This is a genomic window from Clostridium uliginosum (genome assembly GCF_900112485.1).
Taxonomy (GTDB): Bacteria; Bacillota; Clostridia; order Clostridiales; family Clostridiaceae; genus Clostridium; species Clostridium uliginosum.
Genome location: NZ_FOMG01000001.1, coordinates 1 through 25983 on the forward strand (window position 1 = coordinate 1; position 25983 = coordinate 25983).

19 protein-coding genes and 1 pseudogene are annotated in these 25983 nt (G+C 28.4%); 19 read left to right on the top strand and 1 reads right to left on the bottom strand.

Annotation, left to right across the window (positions count from 1 at the left end; translation table 11 throughout):
- The first annotated feature begins 464 nt into the window (after window positions 1-464).
- From BM027_RS00005 to BM027_RS00050, 10 genes are all read left to right on the top strand, one after another.
- On the top strand, window positions 465-1400 hold the full coding sequence (locus BM027_RS00005; RefSeq protein ID WP_090087232.1) for a DUF5692 family protein: 936 nt from the start codon (window positions 465-467) through the stop codon (window positions 1398-1400).
- 530 nt (window positions 1401-1930) lie between these two features.
- Entirely contained in the window at window positions 1931-2572 is a 642-nt protein-coding gene (locus BM027_RS00010) for an ABC transporter permease (RefSeq protein WP_090087237.1), read from the top strand.
- Window positions 2572-3480: a glycine betaine ABC transporter substrate-binding protein gene (locus BM027_RS00015; RefSeq protein WP_090087241.1), complete on the top strand. Its 909-nt coding sequence runs from the start codon at window positions 2572-2574 to the stop codon at window positions 3478-3480. The genes BM027_RS00010 and BM027_RS00015 overlap by 1 nt, the downstream gene beginning before the upstream one ends.
- A gap of 23 nt (window positions 3481-3503) precedes the next feature.
- Window positions 3504-4235, top strand: a complete 732-nt coding sequence (locus tag BM027_RS00020; protein ID WP_090087245.1) for an ATP-binding cassette domain-containing protein — start codon at window positions 3504-3506, stop codon at window positions 4233-4235.
- Window positions 4236-4448: 213 nt separating this feature from the next.
- Window positions 4449-6011, top strand: coding sequence for an FAD-dependent oxidoreductase (locus BM027_RS00025; RefSeq protein WP_090087250.1), 1563 nt, complete (start codon window positions 4449-4451; stop codon window positions 6009-6011).
- 455 nt (window positions 6012-6466) lie between these two features.
- Window positions 6467-7804, top strand: coding sequence for an APC family permease (locus tag BM027_RS00030; protein WP_090087254.1), 1338 nt, complete (start codon window positions 6467-6469; stop codon window positions 7802-7804).
- Between the two features lie 444 nt (window positions 7805-8248).
- Window positions 8249-8962, top strand: coding sequence for a DUF434 domain-containing protein (locus tag BM027_RS00035; RefSeq protein WP_090087257.1), 714 nt, complete (start codon window positions 8249-8251; stop codon window positions 8960-8962).
- 472 nt (window positions 8963-9434) lie between these two features.
- Window positions 9435-10277 (top strand): BglG family transcription antiterminator LicT, encoded by an 843-nt coding sequence (licT, locus tag BM027_RS00040; protein WP_090087260.1) that lies wholly within the window; start codon window positions 9435-9437, stop codon window positions 10275-10277.
- 170 nt (window positions 10278-10447) lie between these two features.
- Entirely contained in the window at window positions 10448-12358 is a 1911-nt protein-coding gene (locus tag BM027_RS00045) for a beta-glucoside-specific PTS transporter subunit IIABC (RefSeq protein ID WP_090087265.1), read from the top strand.
- An 82-nt stretch (window positions 12359-12440) separates the two neighbouring features.
- Window positions 12441-13865: a 6-phospho-beta-glucosidase gene (locus tag BM027_RS00050; RefSeq protein WP_090087269.1), complete on the top strand. Its 1425-nt coding sequence runs from the start codon at window positions 12441-12443 to the stop codon at window positions 13863-13865.
- Between the two features lie 498 nt (window positions 13866-14363).
- Here the strand turns inward: BM027_RS00050 and BM027_RS00055 are convergent, their stop codons facing one another.
- Window positions 14364-14651, bottom strand: coding sequence for a DUF503 domain-containing protein (locus BM027_RS00055; protein ID WP_090087274.1), 288 nt, complete (start codon window positions 14649-14651; stop codon window positions 14364-14366).
- Window positions 14652-14818: 167 nt separating this feature from the next.
- On the opposite strand from BM027_RS00055, the pseudogene BM027_RS00060 reads away from it, so the two are divergent.
- The 9 genes and pseudogenes from BM027_RS00060 to queD all read left to right on the top strand — a co-directional run.
- Window positions 14819-15067: pseudogene (locus tag BM027_RS00060) on the top strand (winged helix-turn-helix domain-containing protein); the annotation flags it as partial.
- A gap of 155 nt (window positions 15068-15222) precedes the next feature.
- A complete protein-coding gene (locus BM027_RS00065; RefSeq protein WP_090087281.1) occupies window positions 15223-15480 on the top strand; it encodes a hypothetical protein in 258 nt (85 codons plus the stop codon).
- Window positions 15481-15756: 276 nt separating this feature from the next.
- Window positions 15757-16260: a hypothetical protein gene (locus tag BM027_RS00070; RefSeq protein WP_090087284.1), complete on the top strand. Its 504-nt coding sequence runs from the start codon at window positions 15757-15759 to the stop codon at window positions 16258-16260.
- Between the two features lie 318 nt (window positions 16261-16578).
- The gene (locus BM027_RS00075) at window positions 16579-19596 is read left to right on the top strand and encodes a hypothetical protein (protein ID WP_090087287.1); all 3018 of its coding nucleotides are present in this window, start codon (window positions 16579-16581) and stop codon (window positions 19594-19596) included.
- Window positions 19586-21394, top strand: coding sequence for a hypothetical protein (locus tag BM027_RS00080; protein ID WP_090087290.1), 1809 nt, complete (start codon window positions 19586-19588; stop codon window positions 21392-21394). Before BM027_RS00075 ends, BM027_RS00080 begins: the two co-directional genes overlap by 11 nt.
- Window positions 21391-22884 (top strand): reverse transcriptase domain-containing protein, encoded by a 1494-nt coding sequence (locus tag BM027_RS00085; RefSeq protein WP_090087293.1) that lies wholly within the window; start codon window positions 21391-21393, stop codon window positions 22882-22884. Before BM027_RS00080 ends, BM027_RS00085 begins: the two co-directional genes overlap by 4 nt.
- Before the next feature lie 730 nt (window positions 22885-23614).
- Entirely contained in the window at window positions 23615-24616 is a 1002-nt protein-coding gene (locus tag BM027_RS00090; RefSeq protein ID WP_090087296.1) for a 2-hydroxyacyl-CoA dehydratase family protein, read from the top strand.
- Entirely contained in the window at window positions 24613-25380 is a 768-nt protein-coding gene (locus BM027_RS00095) for an acyl-CoA dehydratase activase (RefSeq protein ID WP_090087299.1), read from the top strand. The genes BM027_RS00090 and BM027_RS00095 overlap by 4 nt, the downstream gene beginning before the upstream one ends.
- A gap of 171 nt (window positions 25381-25551) precedes the next feature.
- Window positions 25552-25983 (top strand): 6-carboxytetrahydropterin synthase QueD, encoded by a 432-nt coding sequence (gene queD, locus BM027_RS00100; protein WP_090087302.1) that lies wholly within the window; start codon window positions 25552-25554, stop codon window positions 25981-25983.

The following is a 25983-nucleotide window of genomic DNA, read 5'->3' on the forward strand; positions in this document are numbered from 1 at the left end:
TATAAAAAAACTCCTTCTTGTAATAAATTGTTATCTCAATTATTGCCAAGAAGAAGTTCATTTTATTCAGTTTACACAAAATTATTTACAGGGCCGCTAAAGAGGGTCTTCTTCTTTTTTTATCTCTAAAATCATTTCATCAGCATTATATCCATAATTTTATTTATATGCACAATGCTTTAAGATTACTAAAATCGACCTAAGAGAAAAGCAAATTCAAACATCATTATTCAAATTTAACATAATAAAAATATTTCTTATACCTATTATTTTGATATAAATAATTCCAATGGTTTAAAATTGATCATTTGAAAATAATTGACATAAAAAACGCTATATAATATATATTATACTTATAGATAAAAAAAGACACCAAGTTCACAAATATTCATACGTTAAATGATTTGTGGCAGACAAGAATATTAGAGTTATGTGGAATGCTATTTTTATGGAGGTAAAATGTTATGGGTTTTTTGTATGAAACAACAAATTTTACTGGTTGGGGAATTTGGTTTTTTGTTTTCTTTGCTTTAATGGCATTTAATGAGCTTGGTCGTTCTACAAAATGGGGCGGACTTATACTTTTTCTAATTGTTCCTATAGGGCTAACTATCTTTGTTTGGCCAACAACTGCAGCCCCAGGAAATGAATATGGTACTGGCAATTGGTTTAATTGGGTAAAAACCTATTCAGCCATTGCAGGGTGTCTTGGTTTTATGGCTATTCGCTATATTCCATCACTTACTAAAAAGAAGTGGCCATTATGCTTTCCACCTTTTATCTTGGCAATTAATATTTTTGAAGCAGCTCTTCGTGATTTTCAATGTTTTACATATGGTGCATGGAATGGATCATATATAGACAATCTTTGGGTAATGTCAGGACCATGGAATATCATGAATGGTATAGCTGGACTACTTAACATCATTACCATCTGTGGCTGGGTTGGTATTTTTATTTCTAAAGACAAAACAAAAGATATGATTTGGCCTGATATGATTTGGCCTTGGATTATAGCTTATGATTTGTGGAATTTCGCTTATACCTACAATTGTATAGCTGATCATTCATTTTACTGTGGCTTGGCCTTGTTGCTTTCCTGCACCATACCTGCTTTTTTTATCAAAAAAGGAGCGTGGTTGCAGCATCGTGCGCAGACTCTTGCCTTATGGATTATGTTTGTCATGACAGTACCTTCGTTTGCAGACCGCATAGCTCCTGTAGCTACTACCCATAATCCAATTGCATTTTTTATCTTAAGCTTCTTGTCATTAATCGCAAATGTTGTACTAGCAGTTTATCAGTTTAATAAGATTCGCAAAAACAAACTCAATCCACTAAAAGACGAAATCTTTGTAGAAACAAAAGTGTATAAACAGGTCACTGAAGAAAACAGATAATTTATAAAATTAAAGCACTTCCTAAATTATTTTTAAAATACTTACTTCATGATTTTGTCCTGATAGTTTGATTCACACGGGATAATATTATGATCTCACAAGAATACTTGTTAGATATATGATGAACTTATGATTTCTGCTTGTCTGACAAAGGTTGAAGCGTACACTTGGATTAACCACTTTATTTTGGACAATCTCTAATTAAGGATAAAGAAATCCGATACCACAACTAAAAAACGATAAAAATAAAAAGCAGAAGACTAAATGTAAGAATAGAATAAAAGCAATAATTGTAGATATAAAAAAATATAAACTTGGATGTAAGGTTATTTTGCTATTATGTAAAAAATGTTCTATAGAATAAAATATTTATTAGTATTAAACAAGGATATTAATTCTCTAAAAGTAATTTTTAGGGAATTTATTCTTATTTAAAGAATAATGTAGTAAAGAAGGATTTATTGAGCCTAATTATATTAATAATTAGTATAAAAGATAATTGATAATTAAAAGAAATTTTGGAGGTTTAAATGATTAGAGAAGTATTTCAGTTATATATTGATAGGTGGGATTTTTTCTTAAAGTTAATAATGCAACACTTGAAAATTGCAGGACTATCAATATTAATAGCATCCATATTAGGGTTAATATTAGGGGTTTTAATTAGTGAGTATAAAAAAACATCATCAATTGTTCTTGGGATAACAAATTTTGTTTATACAATTCCATCAATATCCCTTCTTGGATTCCTAATTCCATTTTCAGGGATTGGAAATACAACAGCTATAATAGCACTTACAATTTATGCACTTTTACCAATGGTTAGAAATACATATACAGGGATAGAAAATATAGATTCTTCAATAATTGAATCGGCTAAAGGGATGGGGAGTACACCTTTTGAAATATTATATAAAGTTAAACTTCCTCTAGCTACTACAGTAATTTTGTCAGGACTTCGAAATATGGTAGTTATGACAATTGCGCTTGCAGGTATTGCTTCTTTTATTGGAGCAGGTGGACTTGGAATAGCTATTTATAGGGGTATAACAACAAATAACACAATTATGACAATTGCAGGGAGTTTGTTAATAGCTTTATTAGCATTAATAGTTGATTTTATTATTGGGAGTATTGAAAAAATCATTAAAAGGAGATGGAAGTTAGTATAATGAAAAAATTTAATAGGTATTATAAAAAGGTTTTGTTAGTAGTAGTAGTATTTACTTCGGTAATTTCGCTGGTAGGGTGTTCAAATAATGGTAGAAAGATTAAGATTGCCACTAAACCAATGACTGAACAATTTATTTTAGGCGAGATGTTAGCATTATTTATAGAAGATAATACTGATTTTAAAGTTGAAATAACTAAGGGAGTAGGAGGTGGAACAAGTAATATTCATCCTGCTATTGTAAAAGGTGATTTTGATCTTTATCCAGAATATACGGGCACTGGTTGGAGTTTTGTACTAAAAGAAGAGGGGATTCCAGATGATAAAACATTATATAAAGGTCTTACAGAAAAATACGAAAATCAGTACAACTTAAAATGGGTTGGACTATATGGATTTAATAATACTTATGGATTAGTAATAAGGAAAGATATCTCAGAAAAGTATAATATAAAAACTTATTCTGATCTTGCAAAATATTCATCAGAGCTTATATTTGGAGCAGAATATGATTTCTATGAAAGAGAAGATGGATATGATGCATTATGTTCCACTTATGGATTAAAATTTAAAAAGGCAATAGATATGGATATTGGTCTTAAATATCAAGCAATAAATTCTAAGGAAATTGATGTAATGAATATATTTACAACAGATGGACAACTTGCTACTTCTGATATTGTAGTACTTGAAGATGATAAAAATTTCTACCAAACATATTATTGTGGAACAGTTGTACGTAAAGATGTACTTAAAGAACATCCAGAATTAGAAGAGGTTTTAATGAAAATGGAAAACATTTTAACAGATAAAGAAATGGCTGTATTAAATAATAAAGTAGAGGCAGATGGTCTTGATGAAAGAGAAGTGGCAAAAGAATTTCTAAGCAGTAAGGGATTATTAAAATAATAATATCATAGGGAGAAATATTTATGGAAAATCAAGTAATTATACAGCTTAAAGGTGTTTCAAAGGGATATAGTAATAATCTAATATTAAATCATTTCAATTTAAGTATAAATAAAGGTGAGTTTTTAACTATAATAGGTAGTTCAGGTTGTGGTAAGACTACAGTACTAAAGCTCATTAATGGATTACTTACACCAGATAGTGGTAAAGTCTATGTAAATGGAGAGGATATATCAAGTGTTAATCAGATTCGATTAAGACGAAAGATTGGTTATGTTATTCAGGGAATTGGATTATTTCCACATATGAATATAAGGAAAAATATTGCCTATGTACCGAATTTAATAAAGAAAGATGATAAAAATAAAATAAAATCCAAAGTTGAAAAGCTAATAAAAGTTGTTGGGTTAGGTGAAGAGATGCTAGATCGTTATCCAAGTGAACTTTCAGGAGGACAGCGTCAGAGGGTTGGTCTTGCAAGAGCTTTAGCTGCTTCTCCAGATATATTACTTATGGATGAACCCTTTGGGGCAGTTGATGAAATAACTAGAAAGTTATTACAAGAAGAAATATTACGCATTTATAAAGAACTTAATGTGACAATTGTATTTATTACTCATGATATTAAAGAGGCATTAAAGCTTGGAACTATAGTACTTGTGATGGACAAGGGTCGGATAATACAAGTTGGGCCTCCATCTGAAATAAAAGAAAATCCTAAAACAGATTTTGTAAGAGAACTAATTGGTGCATAAAGAAAAGTCTTTTAATTATCCCTCAGACTGATGTTTGAGGGAATTTTTCTTTTAGACCAGCTAATAATAGTCAACTAAGAAGTTGAAAAATATTTTTTAGAAAAAGGGTATAAGAAATAAACCATTTTATATTCCTATGTATAATAGTTGTATGAATAATTTTATATAAGTATCAAATACTAACTATTATTAAATGGTAAAGGGAGAATTTTTATGAATAAACTAAATAATAACAACCCAAATATTAGTGAGTATTTAAAATCTTATTGGATAACGTCAACACCAGAAACAAATTATCCTTCCTTAGACGAAGACATAGAGGTAGATGTGGCAATTATAGGAGGCGGAATTGTTGGTATAACTGCAGGTTATCTTTTAAAGAAGGAAGGAACAAAAATTGCTATTATTGAAGCAAGTAGAATTATTCAAGGAGCTACTGGTTTTACTACTGCAAAAATAACTTCTCAGCATCATTTAATATATGATAAAATAATAACTTCAATGGGGATAGATTTTGCAAAACAATATGCTGATGCTAATGAATCCTCAATAGGATTTATTGAAAATATAGCAAATGAACTTAATATAGACTGTGATTTTCAGAGACTCCCAGCATACATGTACACAAGAAAACAAGAATATATTAAAGATATCGAAAAAGAAACTGAGGCAGCTTTAAAGATAGGAATAAAAGCAAAGTGTATAGATAAGTTACCAATTGATCTAAACATCGAATCAGCTTTAGTTTTTGAAAATCAGGCTCAATTTCATCCGAGAAAGTATTTACTACCAATAGCTGAGAAGATACCTGGAGATGGAAGTCACATATTTGAAAATACAGAAGCAGTTGAAATTGAAAAAGGAAATTTAGTTACTATTATTACTAATAAAGGTAAAAAGGTAATAGCATCAAAGGTTATTATTGCCTCTCACTTTCCATGTTATGATGGCAAGGGATTATATTTAACAAGACTTAGACCACAAAGATCTTATGTTATTGCTACAAGTATAAAAGAAAAGTTCCCAAATGGAATGTTTATTAATGCTGAAGATCCTGGACGCTCTTTGAGAGCTCAATATGATGGAAAAAATCAATTAGTACTAGTGGGTGGGGAAGGACATAAGACTGCTCATGGGGATAGTTTTAAGGAACATTATGATAATCTAGAGGAATTTTCACAATCAATTTTTAATGTTAAAGATGTTCTTTATAGATGGTCAACTCAAGATTATATAACCTTAGATAATGTACCTTATATAGGAAACCTAACAGCTCTAGAAGAAAACATTTATGTTGCAACAGGCTTTGGCGAGTGGGGAATGACTAATGGAACAGCTGCTGCACGTTTGCTTACTGATAAAATTTTAGGTAAAATTAATCCTTGGGAAGAAGTGTTTAACCCTTCAAGGCCTTTTAGTGTAACTGCTTACAAAAAACTATTTACTGAGAATTTGGATGTAGCAAAAGAACTTATAATAAGCAAAATTAAGTCTGGTGAAAACGAAATTAATATTAAATGTGGAGAAGGAAAAATAGTTAAATTAGATGGTGATAAATATGGAGCATATAAGGATGATGAGGGTAAATTACATATAGTTGATATTACTTGTACTCATGTTGGATGTGAATTAAAGTGGAATGATGCAGAAAAATCATGGGACTGTGCCTGCCATGGCTCAAGGTTTACCTATGATGGCGAAATTCTAGAGGGCCCAGCAACTCATAAGTTAAATCATTATAAGGAAGGCAAAAATAAAATAGATCTTAATTTGTAGTTTTAATTTTGACAATCATTATAATAAGATTAAAATGTTGGTTTTGAAGTGTATGCTTTGTTTCCACCATATAAAAAATCGTATAACTATGTTATGCGATTTTTTTAATTTATAGAAATAAATTAATTATAAAATTACAGTTTAGTATTAAAATTATTTGTTAATTTAAAACATAAGTTTAATAACAAAAAAGTTATATATTCTTAATTAATTAAGATGAAATATATAGAGGGAAAGGCGGAAGGATATTTTTGATTATTTTAAAATCGCAACAAAAGCTACAAGAAAAGTTATAAGTAAAATTGCCTGAAATAGGAGTGAAAATGATATTTGTTAAAGTAAGATATACATTGAATAAAGGGGAAGTCTATGATATCATAGACCGGAAATGCAAAAAAATAGTAGTTTTGTAAATTAAACAACAAATGATAAGCCGTGAAGGAGAATAGGTGATTATGAAAAAAAATGAATATGGTTTGTTTACTGCAATAACCATGATTATAGGAATAGTTATTGGATCAGGAATTTTTTTTAAAAGTGATAATATATTAGTGGCCACTGGAGGAAGTACTAGTCTAGGAATTTTAGTTTTTTGTATTGCATCAATAGCTATTATATTTGGTAGTTTAACGATTGCAGAGTTAGCATCAAGAAACTCAAAAGAAGGTGGAATAATAGCATATGCAGAGGAATATTATAGCAAAGCAGTTGCTTGTTCATTTGGATGGATGCATACATTTATTTATTATCCAGCATTGCTAGTAGTTGTTGGATGGGTAACAGGAATATATACATGTATGTTATTTGAAATCCAAGGAACTTTAGAAAAGCAAATAGGTATAGGCGTATGTGCTATTTTAGTTTTCTTTTTACTAAATATGCTATCGGCTAAATTAGGAGGATATTTTCAAAATTTAGCTACAGTGATAAAATTAATACCTTTAATAATGATTGCAGTTATTGGATTAGTTTGGGGGGATGTTAGTAGTATAAAGTCAACCGATATTACCAACATGCAGTCATTTGCTTGGATTTCAGCAATAGCTCCAATATCATTTTCTTTTGATGGATGGATAATAGCTACAGCTGTTGGACATGAAATAAAAGATGCTAAAAAGAATTTACCAATAGCATTAATTGTAGCACCAATAGTTATTTTAGTTATATATATATTATATTTTGTAGGAATATCAATATATGTAGGACCAGAAAAAATTATGGATTTAGGAGATGCTCATGTTAATTTTGTAGCAACTAATTTATTTGGACCTATGGGGGCTAAAATAGTATTAATATTTGTTATTATTTCAATTTTAGGTGCTACTAATGGATTAGTATTAGGAATGTCAAGAATGCCATATTCTTTAGCTAAAAGAAAAATGTTTCCATATTCTAATAAAGTATCTAAAATGAATGAAAAACTAGGTATTCCTTTAATTTCAGCTTTTGTTTCTCTTGGGATTTGTTCTGTATTAGTGGTTGCACATTATTTAACTCAGAAGTTTGGTTTATTACCAAATTCAGATATTTCAGAAATAGCAATTACAATGAACTATGTGTTATATGTACTTTTATATTATAAGGTATTAAAAATGGGATTAAGAAAAGAAATTAAGAGTAAATTTAGAGGAATTGTATGTCCGATAATGGCTATAGTAGGTTCTTTTATTATTGCATTAGGAAGTATATCTAATCCATTATTTATTTTATATACGATAATATGTGCAATGCTTATAGGCGCAGCAGTTGTATTTTCAAAAAAGCAAGAAAAGAGTATAAATGAACATATATAGAGTATTAAAAATATAATTAAAGGCTCTGTTTTAAAATTGTGTTGATATTGTTACATAGCTTAAATAAAAAGACGCTACTACAAAATGTTTTTTTAAAATCATTTTGTAGTAGCGTTTTTTTATTTATAAATATTTCTCCGAAGGAACGTGGTGCGCGAACTTTATTCTGAAAAATTAGTAAATAAAAATATTTTAATAATATAGTATATGGATAATACTTTCGTGAGAAGGGGTTGTCTCAGAATAAAATGGACCCCGAGTGAAGTAATAACAAAGAAATAGAAATAACATTTATTAAAGAAGACTAGAAAAATTTCGCTAAGGCATATGAAACAAAATAACAATAATTAATATACTTATCTTACTAGAATACATAGTAGTGAGAAGGGGGATATATAAGGATATAAATAATAAATACTAATTAAGTAAGGTTGTGTATATAAAATGAGTAAAGTATCTAAAAGAGGTTTTGATGAAGCTGATACAAGATGGTTTTCAGAAAAATCACTTATAACATTAAGAAAAGCTCATAAAGAAATTAAGTGGTTAATAGATAGAGAGTATAAAATAGAAAATGTAGTTACTTTTGTAGGAGACAGATATCAATTTTCAACAAGACAACGAGATGCGTTAAAACGTTCTACATGTACTACTAAAAATCAAATAATAAGAAAAGAAAAAGAACTTTCTATTAATGAGATGAGTAATGGAATTATACAGATAGATACATTTAACCTAATAATTACACTGGAAGTAGCTTTATCTGGAGGAACCTTAATTACAGGTAATGATGGAAATATTAGAGATTTGGCAGGCTTACGAGGAACGTATAAGTTAATTGACAAAACAGATATAGCCTTAGAGTTAATAGGCGAGCTTTTAAAAGATAAAGAAGCAAAGGAAGTTAGATTTTATTTAGATTCTCCAGTTTCTAATTCTGGTAAGTTGAAATCTAAGATACTAGAATACTCTAAACAATGGGGCTTTGAAACAGAAGTTGAATTAGTTAATAACGCAGATATTGTTTTAGAAAATCTAGAAAGAGTAGTTAGCAGTGATTCAATTGTGATTGATAAGTGCAAAAGCTATTTCAATATGGGCAAAAGTATAATAGAGGATTATATAAATGAAGCTAATATAGTAAATTTAAGCAACTAATTAGGATGGGCTTTAAACCCCATACACTTGTAGCCTATATTCATGACAAGAAATCTTAATACAGATAATCCAATTGAAAATTTTGCTGCATCATTTAGAAATTAAGGAGTTAGAGAAATTTACAAACTACAATACTATTAATATTTCTTAAAAAATCAGAGCGAAGGCTATAACAAGTAAGACTACGAAATAAATGCAGCTAAAAGATTAGTAAAGAAACTTAAATATAGAAAATTAGGAATATAAATTTTAGGGTTATAGTCTTTATTGTTGTGAACCTTTTTATGAAATGTGTGATTCAGACAAATTGAATTTTATTTTAAGGCAGTTGTTAGAAAACGTTGACAGAAAGTTTATTGTGAGATATAATTTTGTAAAAGAAGGATAGTGATTGTTTAAGTGCAAGCTAAACCTATTTACAGAGACAAAATTCTGTAAATAGGTTTTTATTTATATACGGAGGAGGAAACCAATGCTTATCAATAAAATATTAAATAATAATGTAATAGTTAGTGTTGATGAAAATAACAATGAAATTATCTGTATGGGTAGAGGAATTGCATTTAATAAAAAATGTGGGGATGAAGTTTTAAATGAAATGATTGATAAAATATACAAGCTTTCAAGTGAAGGTATGTCAAGTAAATTTCAAGAGTTACTAGCAAATATTCCATTAGATTACATGAAATTATCAGATGAAATTATTGAATATGCAAAAACAAGTTTAGGAAAGAAACTAAATGAGAGCAGTTATATTTCTTTAACAGATCATGTATATACGGCTATTCAGAGATTTTTAGATGGAGTATTAGTTAAAAATGCCTTGCTATGGGAAGTTAAAAGGTTTTACAAAGATGAATTTATAGTTGGTATGAAAGCTTTAGATATGATTGAAAATAGATTTAATGTTAGATTGCCAGATGACGAAGCTGGATTTATTGCATTGCATATTGTTAATGCACAATTAGAGGAAGGTATATCAATTGGACATGATATTACTGGAGTAATACATGAGATATCTAAAATTGTGACATATTATTTTAGCATAACATTTGATGAAAATTCAGTATATTATTATCGTTTTTGCACTCATCTAAAATTTTTTGCACAGAGATTATTTACTGGAAATGAATATAGAGATAAAAATGATGATGGACTGTTAGATGTTATTAAAGTTAAATATGCTGATGCATATGCATGCGTGCAAAAGATTACTAGTTTTATTGCTGATAAATATGCATATGATTTATCAGATGAGGAGCAGTTATATTTGACAATTCATATTACACGAATTGTACAAGAATCTAAAAGATAAATCCTAAACATCTGTTTAGAGAGATATATATAATAAAAAAAAGGAGGTATAAATTCCTAGGGAATATGACAAATTAGAGTGATATTGGATAGTGACATTAAGTTGGCTAAACCTTCATGATTGAAAATTATAAATTAAAAATTATAATATGAAAGATGGAGGAGAAAAAAATGAAAAAGTATCAAGAATTAGCAAAAATAATTATTGAAAATATTGGTGGAAAAGAAAATGTAAATAGTTTAACTCACTGTGTTACTCGTTTACGTTTTAAATTAAAAGATGTAAATAAGGCAAATACAGAGATATTAAAAAATACAGATGGTATTGTTACAGTAATGAAAAGTGGAGGACAATATCAGGTTGTTATAGGAAATCATGTACCTGATGTATATTCTACAGTAATGGAAGTTAGTGATATGAAAGAATCGGATGAAAGTAGTGCGAGCAAAGAACAAGGTGGTAACTTATTTGATAAGTTCATTGATATTATCTCTGGAATCTTTCAACCAATTTTAGGCGTGCTTTGTGCAACAGGAATGATAAAAGGTTTTAATATATTATTTTCTATAATGGGATTGTATACAAAAACTAGTGGTATATATTTAATATTAAATGCCATAGGGGATACAGTATTTATGTATTTGCCTATTCTTTTAGGCTATACATCAGCAAAGAAGTTTGGGTTGAAACCTTTTGTTGGTTTGGTAATAGGTGCTGTTTTATGCTATCCAGCTATCCAGGCATCTAATATTAAAACAGTAGTTGATCCACTTTATATTATATTTCAGGGATCAATATTTGAATCACATGTGTATTCAGAATTTTTAGGATTGCCAATTATTACAATGGATTATACTTCATCAGTATTACCAGTTATTTTTATTGTTTATATAGCATCAAAATTTCAAAATCTATTCAATAAATTTATCCCAAATGTTATAAAAACATTTTTTGTGCCAATGCTTGTATTAATATGTTCTCTAGTTATTGGTCTTTTAGTTATTGGACCAGTTGCCACGTTTGCATCTAATTTAGTTGGTCTAGGAGTTTCTAATTTATATAATATGGCACCTGTTATAGCAGGTATTGTTATTGGTTTCTCTTTTCAAATTCTAGTTATTTTCGGATTGCATTGGGGAATAATCCCAATTTACATAAATAATATGGTTACACTTGGTTTTGACCAAGTATTAATGCTTGCATTCTCAACTGTATTTACACAAGCAGCAGTTGTTTTAGCAATTTTCTTTAAAACAAAAAATATAAAAATTAAAGAATTAACAATTCCAGCATTTATATCAGCAATATGTGGTGTTTCAGAACCAGCTATTTATGGAATAACTTTACCAATGAAAAAACCTTTTTTAATTAGCTGTATAGCATCAAGTGTTGCAGGAGCATTTTACGGATTAAAAGGATTTAAAAAATTCGTTATGGGTGGAATGGGAGTATTTGAATTACCAGGAATGATAGACCCTAAAACAGGAGATATGACACATGTATATATTGCCTTAATTGGTGTAGCTATAGCCAGTGTAATTGCATTTGTACTAACTATGATAATCTACAAAGATAACGAGTCTGCAAAATCAACCGAAAACAAACAAACAAACGAACCATTAATGACAAGAGAGATTATTAGTAGTCCGCTAACTGGAAAAATTATACCATTATCAGAAGTAAAAGATGATGCTTTTGCACAAGGTGCTTTAGGGAAAGGTATAGCTGTATTACCCTCAGAAGGAAAAATAGTTTCACCAGTAGATGGTGTTTTAACAACTTTCTTCCCAACAGCTCATGCACTTGGAATCACATCAAATGCGGGTGTAGAAATATTAATTCATGTGGGTATGGATACGGTACAATTAGAAGGAAAACATTTTACACCCAAGGCTAAACAAGGTGAAACTGTGAAAAAAGGTCAAGTATTATTAGAATTTGATATTAAAGGAATTAAAGAAGCAGGATATGAGATTATAACTCCTGTAATCGTAACAAATTCAAATCAGTATTTAGATGTAGTAGAAACAAATGCAGAAGATATTGCGTTTGAAGAAGATTTACTAAATGTTGTAATTTAATTCAAGCATATAAATTATATAATTTTATTAATTCAAAAAGGAAGATGCAAATCTTCCTTTTTGAAGAAAGTGAGGAATAAATATGAGTTTTCCAAAAGGTTTTTTATGGGGAGGAGCAACTGCTGCAAACCAATGTGAAGGTGGATATTTAGATGGTGGAAGAGGGCTGGCTACAGTAGATGTAGTACCAGCTGGTAAAGATCGTTTACCAGTGGCATTAGGAATGAAGAAAATGCTTGAATGTGACAGTGAACATTATTATCCAAGTCATGAAGCAATTGATATGTATCATAATTTCAAGAATGATATAAGGTTATTTGCTGAAATGGGCTTTAAATGTTACCGCTTATCTATATCTTGGTCAAGGATTTTCCCGAATGGAGATGAAAGTAATCCAAATGAAGAAGGGTTAAAGTTTTATGATGAATTATTTGACGAATGCATCAAATATGGAATTGAACCTTTAGTAACCATTTGTCATTTTGATGTACCTATACATTTAGTAAAAACAATAGGATCATGGAAGAGCCGTAAAATGATAGAGCATTTTACAAAATACTGCGAAACTGTTTTCACTCGTTACAAAAATAAAGTTAAATATTGGCTAACATTTAATGAGATTAATATGTTGCTTCATTTACCATTTATGGGAGCTGGTATTTTATTTGAGGATGGGGAAAATAAGGAAGAGATAAAGTATCAAGCAGCTCACCATGAGTTAGTTGCAAGCGCAATGGCAACTAAGATTGGACATGAAATAAATCCTGAGTTTAAGATTGGATGTATGTTGGCAGGAGGTAATACATATCCCAATACATGTAACCCTAAAGATGTATGGAGATCAATGGAGCTTGATAGAGAAAATTATTTCTTTATTGACATACAATCAAGAGGCGAATACCCAACATATGCCAAGAAAATGATGGAAAGGCAAGGAATAAATATTAAAATGGAAGACGAGGATGATGAATTACTGAAGAATAACACAGTTGATTTTATTTCATTTTCATATTATTCATCAAGACTAATAAGTGCAGATCCAGCAGTTAATAATTTAACAGAGGGAAATGCATTTGCAACATTGAAAAACCCATATTTAGAAGCAAGCGAATGGGGATGGCAAATTGATCCACTTGGATTACGTATTACATTGAATTCTTTATACGACAGATATCAGAAGCCATTATTTATTGTTGAAAATGGTCTAGGAGCAGTAGATAATGTGGAAGAAGATGGAATAATAAATGATGACTATCGAATCCAATATTTAAGAGAGCATATTAAAGCAATGAAGGATGCAATTACAGAAGATGGAGTAGAACTATTGGGATATACACCATGGGGATGCATAGATTTAGTAAGTGCAAGTACTGGAGAAATGAAAAAACGTTATGGATTTATATATGTTGATAAAGACAATGATGGAAAAGGTACATTAGCACGTAGTAAGAAAAAATCTTTTAACTGGTATAAAAAAGTTATAGAGACAAATGGAGAAGATATATAATAAAAAACTAGAATAGCATTATAAGACAGGCTACTGAAAAAGGGGTTGTCTCAGAATTATCAAGTGAAGTAATAACAAAGAAATAGAAATAACATTTATTAAAGAAGACTAGAAAAATTTCGCTAAGGCATATGAAACAAAATAGACTAGCATACTGACTTGTTATTTTGTTGAATATGCCTAATAGTTTCTAACATTTAAAGTTGTACCCATAAAAGATTGCTCCTAATATGCATTAGGACAATCATTTATGGAACACCTTCAAATTAAGAAACTCTAAGCTTATTTTTCAATGCTTCTTCCACAAATGTTATTTCTATTTCTTTTTTTTGAATATACATCATATCATTAAATGATTTGTATTATGATGCAGCCCCTTTTTTAATTTATGATAAATTACACTTCACCTCTAATTAATAAAATTACAAAAATTATACAAAAAATAAAACTCCTAAAAATCTTTAGAATTTTAGGAGTTTAGAACTTAAGAATTTAATTTTAAAACACATCTTTATCATTTTCTATATTTACAATTTCAGCATCGGTATTAACTTCTATAAAGTTTATAATATTTTCAAAAGTAGAATCTACCATTGCACTTGTATTACAAACACCAGCAATTCCAATTACAATAGTTTGATGTATATCTTGATTATCAACTTCTCCAACGGATATATTAAATTTATTTTTTAGCTTTTGAATTATACTTTTAACAACCATTCTTTTTTCCTTTAAAGAATGAACCCAGCTAGCTCTTAATGTTACTTTTATTAATAATATTTTCATATATTAACTCCTTTTCTATAAGATTTATGATATTTATAAAGAAACACCTATATAAACAGAATTTATAATATTTTTTTATAAATATATTATAAATATTCTAAATCATATTTATTCTTAAGAATATGTAATAAATGTATAATTAGAGTAATAAAACTGTGGAGGGTGGAAAAATAGGAGAAACTATAGTTACTCTAACGGCAAGAGAATATGCAATACTAGAATTATTATTAACTAATCCTAATAAGGTATATAGTAAATCTAATATTTTTAAAAGTATATGGGGAGACGAATTTTTAGATGATGATAATACTGTAAATGTACACGTGAGTAGATTGAGAACTAAGTTATCTAGTGGAAATAATAAGGAAGATTATATAGAAACAATCTGGGGAATGGAATATAAATTAAAAAAATAGATAATTAAGTACTACAATATCAATACTATATTAAAACAGAGCCTTATTTAAAAATTAATAAACTGTAATATTATATTAAGAAATGTTTAATATAATTGACAAGCAGCTGACAAAAACTAATAATAATATATTTATTAGAGAGGATGTGTAATCGCATGGCAAAAGAAAATAAAGAATTAGAAATAAAAAAAGAAGTTACAATAGAAGATAAAAAAATATTAAGTATAGCCTTAAATGGAATAAAAGGATGGGAATTTAAGCCTATAACAGTGATTACTAATGGCATAGAAGATTATTATTTTATTTGTAAAGTAAGAACAATTATAGAAGATTTACAAATGAAAATGGCAAAATTATATATTAAAATTCAAAATAAAAATCCAATATTATTAAGTATAGAAGAAATAGTTTAATAAAGCAGTAGGTAATAGAAATGAAATGCACCTCCAAATGTTACATATGATATATCATATGTCTAACATTTGGGGGTGCACTTCAAAATCTTACTTACTGCTTTTTGTTTGATTTAAATTATAAATAATAGTGAAATTATATATATAAATATAAAAAATATTATTGAAAATATGTTGGGGAAATAATGAAAAACTTAATTTAAAAAATCTTTCACCAATAAAAATTTAATTCTATATTATAAATAAAGAAGATAAAGTAAAGGGAGATGAGATGGTGTGGCACAAAATTCAAACTACAAAAATAATTATTATAGGTATAATAAAAGCAATAATGAACATACAAGTGATAGAAATGATGGAATAAATTTTACTGAAGAGGATATAGAAAAATTAAGATTATTAGATATACAAAGACGTGCTCAAATAATAAGTATATACGCTTCTATCCTTTCATATATGTCAACAATAGAAGGAATTGAATTAATTTATAGTAAATATACCAATAATTCAAATTCAAATAATGTGCCAAATCCAGATATTCCAGCTTTACAATCAGTTTATCTTGGGCTAATTACAAGGTCAATATTTACTGAAATAGGAGTTAACAAATACAATATGTTATATGAAAAGTACATTAATGGAAAAATTACTTATTCGCTTAAACCTAATATAGATATTAATATAGGAAATATGTTAGGAATTATATCATCTTATTATACATTGAGAGGCACAAAAGGAATTTATGATAGAGATATTAATCAACCTATATTTGGAATATGAACAAAGTTTTTAGTTTCAGGTGGTGGAGTTTTTAATCCATTAGGAACTAAGAAAAAGTTATTAGATTAGATCTATTTTAAACCATTCTTATGTAAATTAGACAAAAAAGTTCAAAATAAAACAAAATTATGCTAAAATAGATAATAATGAATTATATGGTTTTAGTGTTTTACACTAAATAATAATAATTATGATATTAAAAATTAGGCTATGTTTTAAAATAGTGCTGATATGGTAAATTACAATGCCAGTTGGTGCTTATATTAAAATATGAACATTTACTTAAAATATAGCTCAAAATTAAGGTGGTTTACTGTTATGTCAAAGTCTAAAGAAAACAACTTTTTTAAAACAGTTTTCTCTTTTTTAAAATCGAAAGAAGGCACAATTGAACAGCCAGACTTAAACGAAAATGAGATTAATGAAAACTGTTTAGTTAAAAAAACTAAAGTACAAAAAAGAATATGGAAAAAGGATTATAACCCATTAAGAAGTATAGTTTTATGGGGATATGATAGCAATGATAATCCAAGTTTTCTTATTCTTTATGGAGAACATGAATTTAAAAGTACTGAAAGTGATGGAGAATCTATTAATAATATTCTTGAAGATGATGTTAAATATACTAGTTATGTCATATTCAAAGGCAAAGAAGGACATTTACCATCTTTCCAAGCAGTAAAAATTATAGAAGATGGTGGATATTATAATAGGAATAAAGATGAAGATTTTCCTAAAATGTATTATAAAACAGGAATAAAATATAATTGGTACTGGAATAGAGATGAAAATTATTTAGTTAAGGAATTTAAAAAGTTAGAATCAGAAAAGCAAATTGTATTGCCTTATTTTACAGAAGTATCTTATGAAGAATGTGTAGAGAAGGTAAAATCCCAAAACATTAAATTTCCTGACTTTAAATTAGCTAAACATCCTAATGAAATTTTGAAATTAGATGAAGATATTTCTAAGTATTATGCAATTATTTATGATATGTTGAGTAATGAAAATCTTTATATGAGAAAAAAGAGTTTAAATGAATTGCTTGAAAGTAATGCGCCGAAAGAGATATATGATTTGCTTTTAAAGGTGGGAAGTACTGAATTAGTATCTGGTTTGTTTTTAGAACTTGCTAAGAGAAAGAATTCATTATTAATTGAAGAAGCAAAAACTATTACTGAATCTGATATAAATTGGGGTGGCGAAAATTATACAAAAGGTGTAAAGAGATGTACAAATATCTATATAAATACAATAACTCCAGAGTTAAAGAAGAATAGAGTAATTTCTATACGTGAACATTTACCACAAATGGATTTACATCTTATCAGTATTAATGGTAAGGATATTCAGCCAAATAAAATACTTGAAGGAGTTCATTATAGAAAATATGCTGCACAGGAGTTACTAAAAGAATATTACGGAAGATATGATTATGAAAAGGGTGAATGGATACAGTATAGATGTCCAGAACGTTATAAAGTAGGTCCTTATACTGATGGGGTAATATTAAATACTATTGATTTTAAAAATACAATAGAGGAAGCTGAAGCTTATGGACTAGCAGATGTTATTGGAAAAATAGCATATTATTTAGATGCACCACGATTAACTTATTATTTTAAAGGTAGTGGTAAAAGTAAAGAACTAAAATATTTTAAGAGATATGTAAGAAGAATTATTGATTCTTATGGAAAGAATGATCCGGACAAATTTATGGAAGCAATGAAATCTCTTTTAACAAGTTATACAAAATATGATTATGTATGTAAATTCCGTGGTAATTTTCAATTTAATGATTTTATAAAGAACTATCTATATTATGATTTTAATGAAAAACCTCCTACTGGTTGGGATAATTGGTATGCTAGACATGAGTGGATGGAAAGTGACCAATTAATGAAACTTGAAGGACGATATGAGTTTATGAAGGAAATTTGGGATAGCCATCTAGAAGATGTATTAGATATTGCTATTAATTCAAATATTAACTCAGTATTTAAAGCATGTTATTATATTTTGAAGGATTCTGAAAAAACTAATGAACTTATTAATAAAATGTCTTACAAGCAGCTAAGTGATTTAACACAAGTTTCTTATGAACCACTTGCACACATGTTTATGGATATTCTTACGAAAAAGTTAAATAAGCTTAATACATTTGATTCAAAATTAATGATTGATTTAATTAATAGTAGTGATGAAGCTATTCATGAGATTGCTATGAAATTCTTTGAAAGAACTAATGGCTCATTTAAAGCTAATGATATAGTGGATTTAATGTTTTTAGATAATCTTAATGATTGGACAAGTTTATTTAAGGAAAATGTTCTTTCTTTAGAGGGAAATGAGTATTTAAAATTTGTAAAAGCTATTATAAATAATGCTGATAGATTTAAAAATTCTAATATTAGTTTTTCTAAGGATATTAAGGATTTACTTTCACTTTCTACGAGCAAAATCCAAAATATTTTAGATAATGAAAAGATAAGTTTAATATCATATATTATTTCATCAATTTTTGATAAAGCTACAATGCCAGAATGGATGGAAGTATTTTTAGAAGAAGTGATTTTCTCACTTTCATATGAAGATTTAGATGATTTACTTAAGGGAGTTGTTATAGAATCTACACCAAAAGCAATTTCAGTAAGAAATAGACAAATTATTTCTATTTTAGAATCAATACAAAATAAGAATTTACCTTGTGATGCTGAATTTATAAGCATATTAGAATCTGGTACATCTCAAATGATTAAAATATTGTTTGGAATTATCATGGAAAACTGTGAAGAATTAAATAGAAGATTTTCTACCTTATTAATTATGTTTGAATCTGATGTAACTATACTTAATAAAAAAGCAGAAGAAATTTTTGATAATATGGCTAAAGAAAAACAAAAGAAATTGCATGGAATTATAATTGATTCTCCTGTAAAGAAAGTATATTTATTTGGACTTAGAAAATTAGATGAAATTTATAGAGATTTAATTCCTAAGGAATTTATCATTCAAATGTTAGAGCATACTTCTAATGAGGTGAAAGCTTATATTTCTGATAAGACAAATGAAATACTACATAATTTAGGCAATGGAAATGAAGATATTTTCATGTATTATGTAAAGACTCTTTTATTTCTTCCTAATAGAATTTCTAAGAGTAAAGACAATGTATATGAAGCTATTCCTAAATTTGTACTTAAATATAGAAATAAATTAGATGAATTTGAAGATATGCTATTAGATATTGGAGGTTCAAATGTAATTATAGATTCAGAACGTGCACTTATTACATTAGCTAAAATTAGAAAGGAGGTTATGTTCATTGAAGGTTAATTATCAATATGCAAGTCCATCAATGTGTATAAAGCAAAATGAACAAACTGTCTTAGGACTTAGTCCTGATCTTTCTAGAGATGAAAAGGTATCTTTTTTAGGTAAATTAAAGCATCCACTTATTTTTAGAGATGCAATGCTTATGCTTCGTGAAATTGTTATTTCAGACGCAAGCCAAAAAAAGAAAGAAAGAGTTGAATTTTTTGAGTGGCTTGATGGAGAAATTGAAAGACGAATTTTAAAACATGAACAATATTTGCCACAGGTTAGAGAAAATCTTAATAAGGATATGAATGATTTAATAGGTAAATTAGAAGATAAAAATACAGATATATTCAAGCTGATTGATGTTAAAAATAATCTTAAAAAAGAAATTGATAAACATGATATTTGGAAAGATTACTATAAAATCGAAAAAGATTTTTGGAAATTCATAAAAGATAGAGATCTTGATCTTTGGTTTGTTTTAGACCCTGTAATAACAGTACATCCTGATATGGTATCTTTTGAAGCATTTTCTGTGGATGAATCTACATATGGATGTTTATCAATTGATATGGAAGAATTTGAATTGCTTCAAAAGCCATCTTTAGGAACAACTAATATAGATTTTTCAGCTAAATTAGCTAAGGAAATTGAAAGATTTAGAACATATAGTGATGTAGAGCTTTCTGTTAATCCAGAAGGTTTTGCAGTAGATACTGGGGTAATGCCTGAACATATGGAAAAGAAAATAGACCTTCCTGAAACGTGGATAAAGGGATTTAATCAAGTTTCTTCAGCTGCAAGTTTAGGTGGGATAGATATTGAATTATCACCTATAGATATGTATGATATATGTTCATTTCTAAGAAGACATAAAGCTAAAAAAAGTCCAAGATATATGAAGTGGGTACTAGAGCCTAATAAACCTGTAAAAATTATTTTTGAACCTTTTGGTACGGTTCTTACACTTAAAGCAATATATACTGGAGAAAAAAAGCGAGAAGAGAAAATGTGGGGAAGAAGACGTTGGCTAGTCTTAGAAAAGATAATTCCACTATCTAAGTCTTTTAAAGTAAGACTGCTTGGTTTTGGAATGCCACAATTTATTACAGCTGATATGGGAACAATGAAAATGACTATAGGTTTTTCATCATGGTCTTCTAATGACTGGGTTAAAGGAACTGCCTTTAATATTTTAGGAGGATTTATTGGTGATGGAAACTATGATAAAGTTTATAAATTATTAAAAGAAAAGCGCTATGCTTCAATGGAGAGTATTTATGATAATTTAAATGAAGATTCAAAGAGCGTAAATAAAGCAGGAATAGGTATGCTTTTAAGACGTGGTGAAGGTTATTATGATGCAGTAAATGATAATATAAGATTTAGAAAATTATGCAATGCACCCATTCCAAAAGAATTATATGAAACAACAGATATTGAGTTAAAAGTTCAAGAACATATAGATGAAGGAATGGATAATTTCAGAGTAAGAATGAGTGATGATAATGAATTTATTTTTACACATTCATTAAAAATGCCAAATAGTAAATATAAAAAATGGAAATATTATCGTACAGATGATTATAATAGAGAATTTGATTTAACAGAAACTTTATTAACAATAGATGAAGATGGCCAAATTTCAAAAGTTAAATGTAACTGTAGAGAGTTTAATAAGGGACCTAGAAACATTTCAGCTCCTTGTGCGCATATTCTTGCTTTATATATGATTTCTACAAAATTTTTGAGATTAAAACTAGAGCCTAACAAAGAATACAAAATCAATGATATTATGGAGACAGTACTATGATGGAGAACCATGAAAATAATATGAATAATAGACAAAACTACAGAGAAACTGTAAATAAAATGGGTAAAAAGGAATTTACCCTTATAAAGATGCAAGAATACGGATTTTGGCCAAAGAATTTACCTACACCTTATGAAAAACAAGAAAATGAAACAAAAGAGCAATATGCACAAAGAAAAGATTTGCTAGAAAAATATCAAAAGATAATTGATGAAATTGCTAATTTATATGAAGAAAAAGATAAAATAAATGAAAGACTAAGAGAATTTCAGAAAAAGTATGATGAAACATGGGACTATGAAAAAATCAGATTAGATGTATCTAAAATTATTATGGAAGAGTCTATTGCTAGACGTGCTGAAAGAAAGAAACAAAGAGAGTTTGAAAAAAGACAGCGTTCTGAGGCATGGGAAAAAGAAAAAGCTGATAAAATTGTATTTATAGGAAAAGGGTATTCTTCGTTACTTCAGGATACAGAAACTGATGATGAAAAGTTATTATCACAAGAATTACCTCTTATAAAAGATGATAAAGAATTAGCTAATTTCCTTGGAATAGAATATAAAAAGCTAAGATTTTTAGTTTACCATAGAGATGTAGTTTCAGTTGATCATTATAATAGATATACTATTCCTAAGAAAAAAGGTGGAGTTCGTAATATTGCAGCTCCTAAATCAATACTTAAAAATTCACAAAGAAAAATTTTAGAAGAAATTTTATCAAAAATTCCTACAAGCAATTATGCCCATGGATTTTTAAAAGGAAGATCAGTTGTTTCAGGAGCAAAAGCTCATACTAAGCAGCCTGAATTATTAATTAATATGGACCTTGAAGATTTCTTCCCAACTATTACATTTGAAAGAGTAAGAGGGATGTTTAAATCCTTTGGATATTCTGGATATGTTGCATCTATGATTGCTATGATTTGTACATATTGTGAACGTATGAAAGTAGAAGTTAGAGGAGAAGAAAAGTACGTTAAAACATCAAACAGAATTTTACCTCAAGGTTCACCAGCAAGTCCTATGATTACAAATATTATTTGTGTAAAATTAGATAAAAGATTAAGTGGACTAGCGTCTAAATATAGTTTCGTTTATACAAGATATGCAGATGATATGAGCTTTAGTTTTATGAATGATAATAGTGACTTAAACATTGGAAAATTCATGGGATTAGTTTCAAAGATAATAGAAGAAGAAGGCTTCAACATAAATAAAAATAAAACAAAATTCCTACGAAAAAATAATCGTCAATGCATAACTGGCATTGTCATAAATAATGAAGAAATTGGAGTTCCAAGAAAATGGATCAAAAGACTAAGAGCTGCAATTTATAATGCTAATAAAGTTAAAAATAATGGTGATCTTCCATCATCTAAAGTAATAAATGAAATATCAGGTATGACATCATGGATAAAAAGTGTTAATGCAAGAAGATATGAAGATATTATTAATGATGCTATGGATTTGATAAATAGCCAATTATAAGGTTGCATTTCTTGAACTTACTCAGCGAATGGATATGAGTCAAGTTTATTTTAAAACATATAAAATTAAAAAAATAGTCATAAATTGTTGAATTTTAAGTTTCAATATGGTATACTTTAACAAGTAAGAAAATTCAATAATAAACGTAGATTTCTTGGCCTTTATGCCTCGGTGTTGCGCCGCGGTGGAGATTTGTTAGACACACATCATTAGGTTGCGCGCAATTCGCTTCGCTACCAATACTGTGCACATTAAAAATCGAGCCTTCGGTTATGTGACAGTATTGGTGCTACGCTGAAGTGTCACAACCAAATATAAGAATTGTTAGCAAGAAATCTATGACAAATAGAGAGATTACCTTTTATTTTTAATAAATTAGGTAATCTTTTTTAGTTTCTATATAAAATAATAAAAATTCATTTAAATAAAAATCAATAATATTATTCTATATTATTAAAAAATGAATTGAGGTTGGGGGTCAAATAAGACTTTCAACCTCTATTTTATAAAATCAATTTGACTTACTTAATTGAATATAGTAATATGTACACATATTAAATAGAATAATAAAGACAGTTCGTGTAACCATCCTGTCTATAAACAAAACTAGGGCGTAACTACCGACTTAGGTAGTTTTTTGTTTAAGGGCGGTTTCTGCCCTTTTTTATTTGCAAAAAATTAGTTATTAATATATAGTTTCTGCCTTTACAAATGTAAGGAGGTCGTGATAATGAAAAAAATAGGATTAACAACAACAGTTCCAGTAGAAGTCCTTATAGCAGCAGGATATACACCTGTAGATTTGAATAACCTTTTTATAACATCTACTGATTATTTAAAATATATAGATATAGCTGAAAGAGATGGTTTTCCTAAAAGTTTATGTGCTTGGATAAAGGGGATTTATGGAGCATGTATAGAAAACGACATTAAAGAGATAGTTGGAGTTATTGAGGGAGACTGTTCTAATACCAAAGCTCTTATTGAAGTACTTCAATTAAAAGGAATTAAGGTTTATCCATTTTCATTTTCACACAGTCATAAAAGACAAGATATAGAAAATGAAATAAGAAAGTTTATGGATATATTTAATGTAAGTCTTGAAGAAGTTGAAGTAGTTAGAGAAAGACTAAATGAAATTAGAGAATTATCAAAAGGAATTGATGAATTAACATATGTGCATAATAAAGCTAATGGCTTTGAAAATCATTTATATCAAGTAAGCTTAAGTGACTTTAACGGAGATTTAGGTGCTTTTGAAGCAGATTTAAAAAAAGTTATTGATGATATAAAAAAAAGAAAACCGATAAATAAGAAGCTAAGATTAGGATACATAGGTGTTCCGCCTATGACTGGAGATATATATAAGTTTGTTGAAAATTTAAATGCTCATTTTGTATATAATGAAGTGCAAAGAGAATTTGCGTTTCCTAGAGCGGATAAAGCATTAACTATATTTGAACAATATTATGATTATACTTATCCTTATGATACTGAATTTAGAATTATGGAGTTAAAAAAGCAAATTGAAGATAGAAAATTAGATGCTATAATTCACTACACTCAAGCTTTTTGCCATAGAGCAGTTGAAGATATAGTGTTAAAGCAAAAGTTGGATATTCCAATATTGAATATTGAAGGAGATAAATTAAATATATTAGATGCAAGAACAAAACTTAGATTAGAAGCTTTTCTTGATATGCTACTAGATTTAAAGGAGAGTAAAAAATGAGAGTGTTAGGTATAGATCTTGGAAGTAGAGAAGTTAAAATTGTTTTAATGGAAGATAATAAGATAATACAAAATAAAAAAGTAAGTACAATGAGTTTTTACAGAGATTATTGCAATTTTGATGGGAAGGTAATAGTAAATTTAGAAAAGCTTGATATAGGACAAATTGATAAAGCTGTTTCTACAGGTTATGGAAAAAACAATACTGATTTAAAACTTTTTACACCTATAAATGAGTTAAAAGCACATATATATGGTGCAATTTATCAAACTGCATTAAAAGACTTTATACTTTTAGATATAGGAGGTCAAGACGTTAAAGTTGTAAAAGTAGAGAAAGGTATTACTACTGATTTAGAACTTAATGAAAAATGTGCTGCTTCCTGTGGAAGATATTTAGAAAATATGGCTAATGTACTTGAAATATCTATTGATGAAATGAGTAAATACTCAGAAAATCCTGTTGACTTAAATTCAACTTGTGCAGTATTTTCTGAATCAGAGTTAATTGGGAAAATAGCTGAAGGAGTAAGCATTGAAAGGTTGTGCGCAGGGGTTAACTATTCTCTTTACAAAAGGCTACGCCCTCTTTTAAGCAAATTTAAAGGTAAAAAATTAATTATAACTGGCGGTGTTGCTAGTAATATTTCAATAAAGAAATATCTGAAAAATGATTATGAAGAAATAGTATTAGTAAAAGAACCTCAGTTTAATGGAGCAATCGGGTGCTGTTATTATGGAAGTAAGGTACATTCAAAAAAATAATAGAACAGTATAATTTTCTCTTCTGAGTCATACTGCATCGGCAAAATCAGATAATAGTCTGCTATTAACTGAACTTGCCGATGCATCTGACACGAAAGACAATACTTATCTTTGGTCTATTATTTTCTTTTATGTGCCTAAGATTTTAAACTAAGTTTTGGAGGAAGAAACATGTATATTTTAAAAGCAGAACATAGCTTTGATAGTGCTCATTTCCTTGCTAAATATGAAGGTAAATGTGGAAACATTCATGGCCACAGATGGAAGGTTGAAATTGAAGTACAGTCAGAAACCTTAGTGAAAGGTGGTCAGCTTGATGGCATGGTAATAGACTTTGGAGATTTGAAAAGAGATGTTAAAGATATGGTGGATTATTATGACCATGCATTGATTATAGAACAAGGAACTATGAGAGAAGAAACACTAAATTGTATAAAACAAGATGGATTTAAAACAATAGAAGTTAATTTTAGACCAACAGCAGAAAATTTTGCGGCATTTTTCTTTAAAACAATGAAAGATAAAGGATATAATATAAACAGATCCACTGTTTATGAGACTCCTACTAATAGTGCTACATATGAAGAAAGTGAGGCTCGTTAA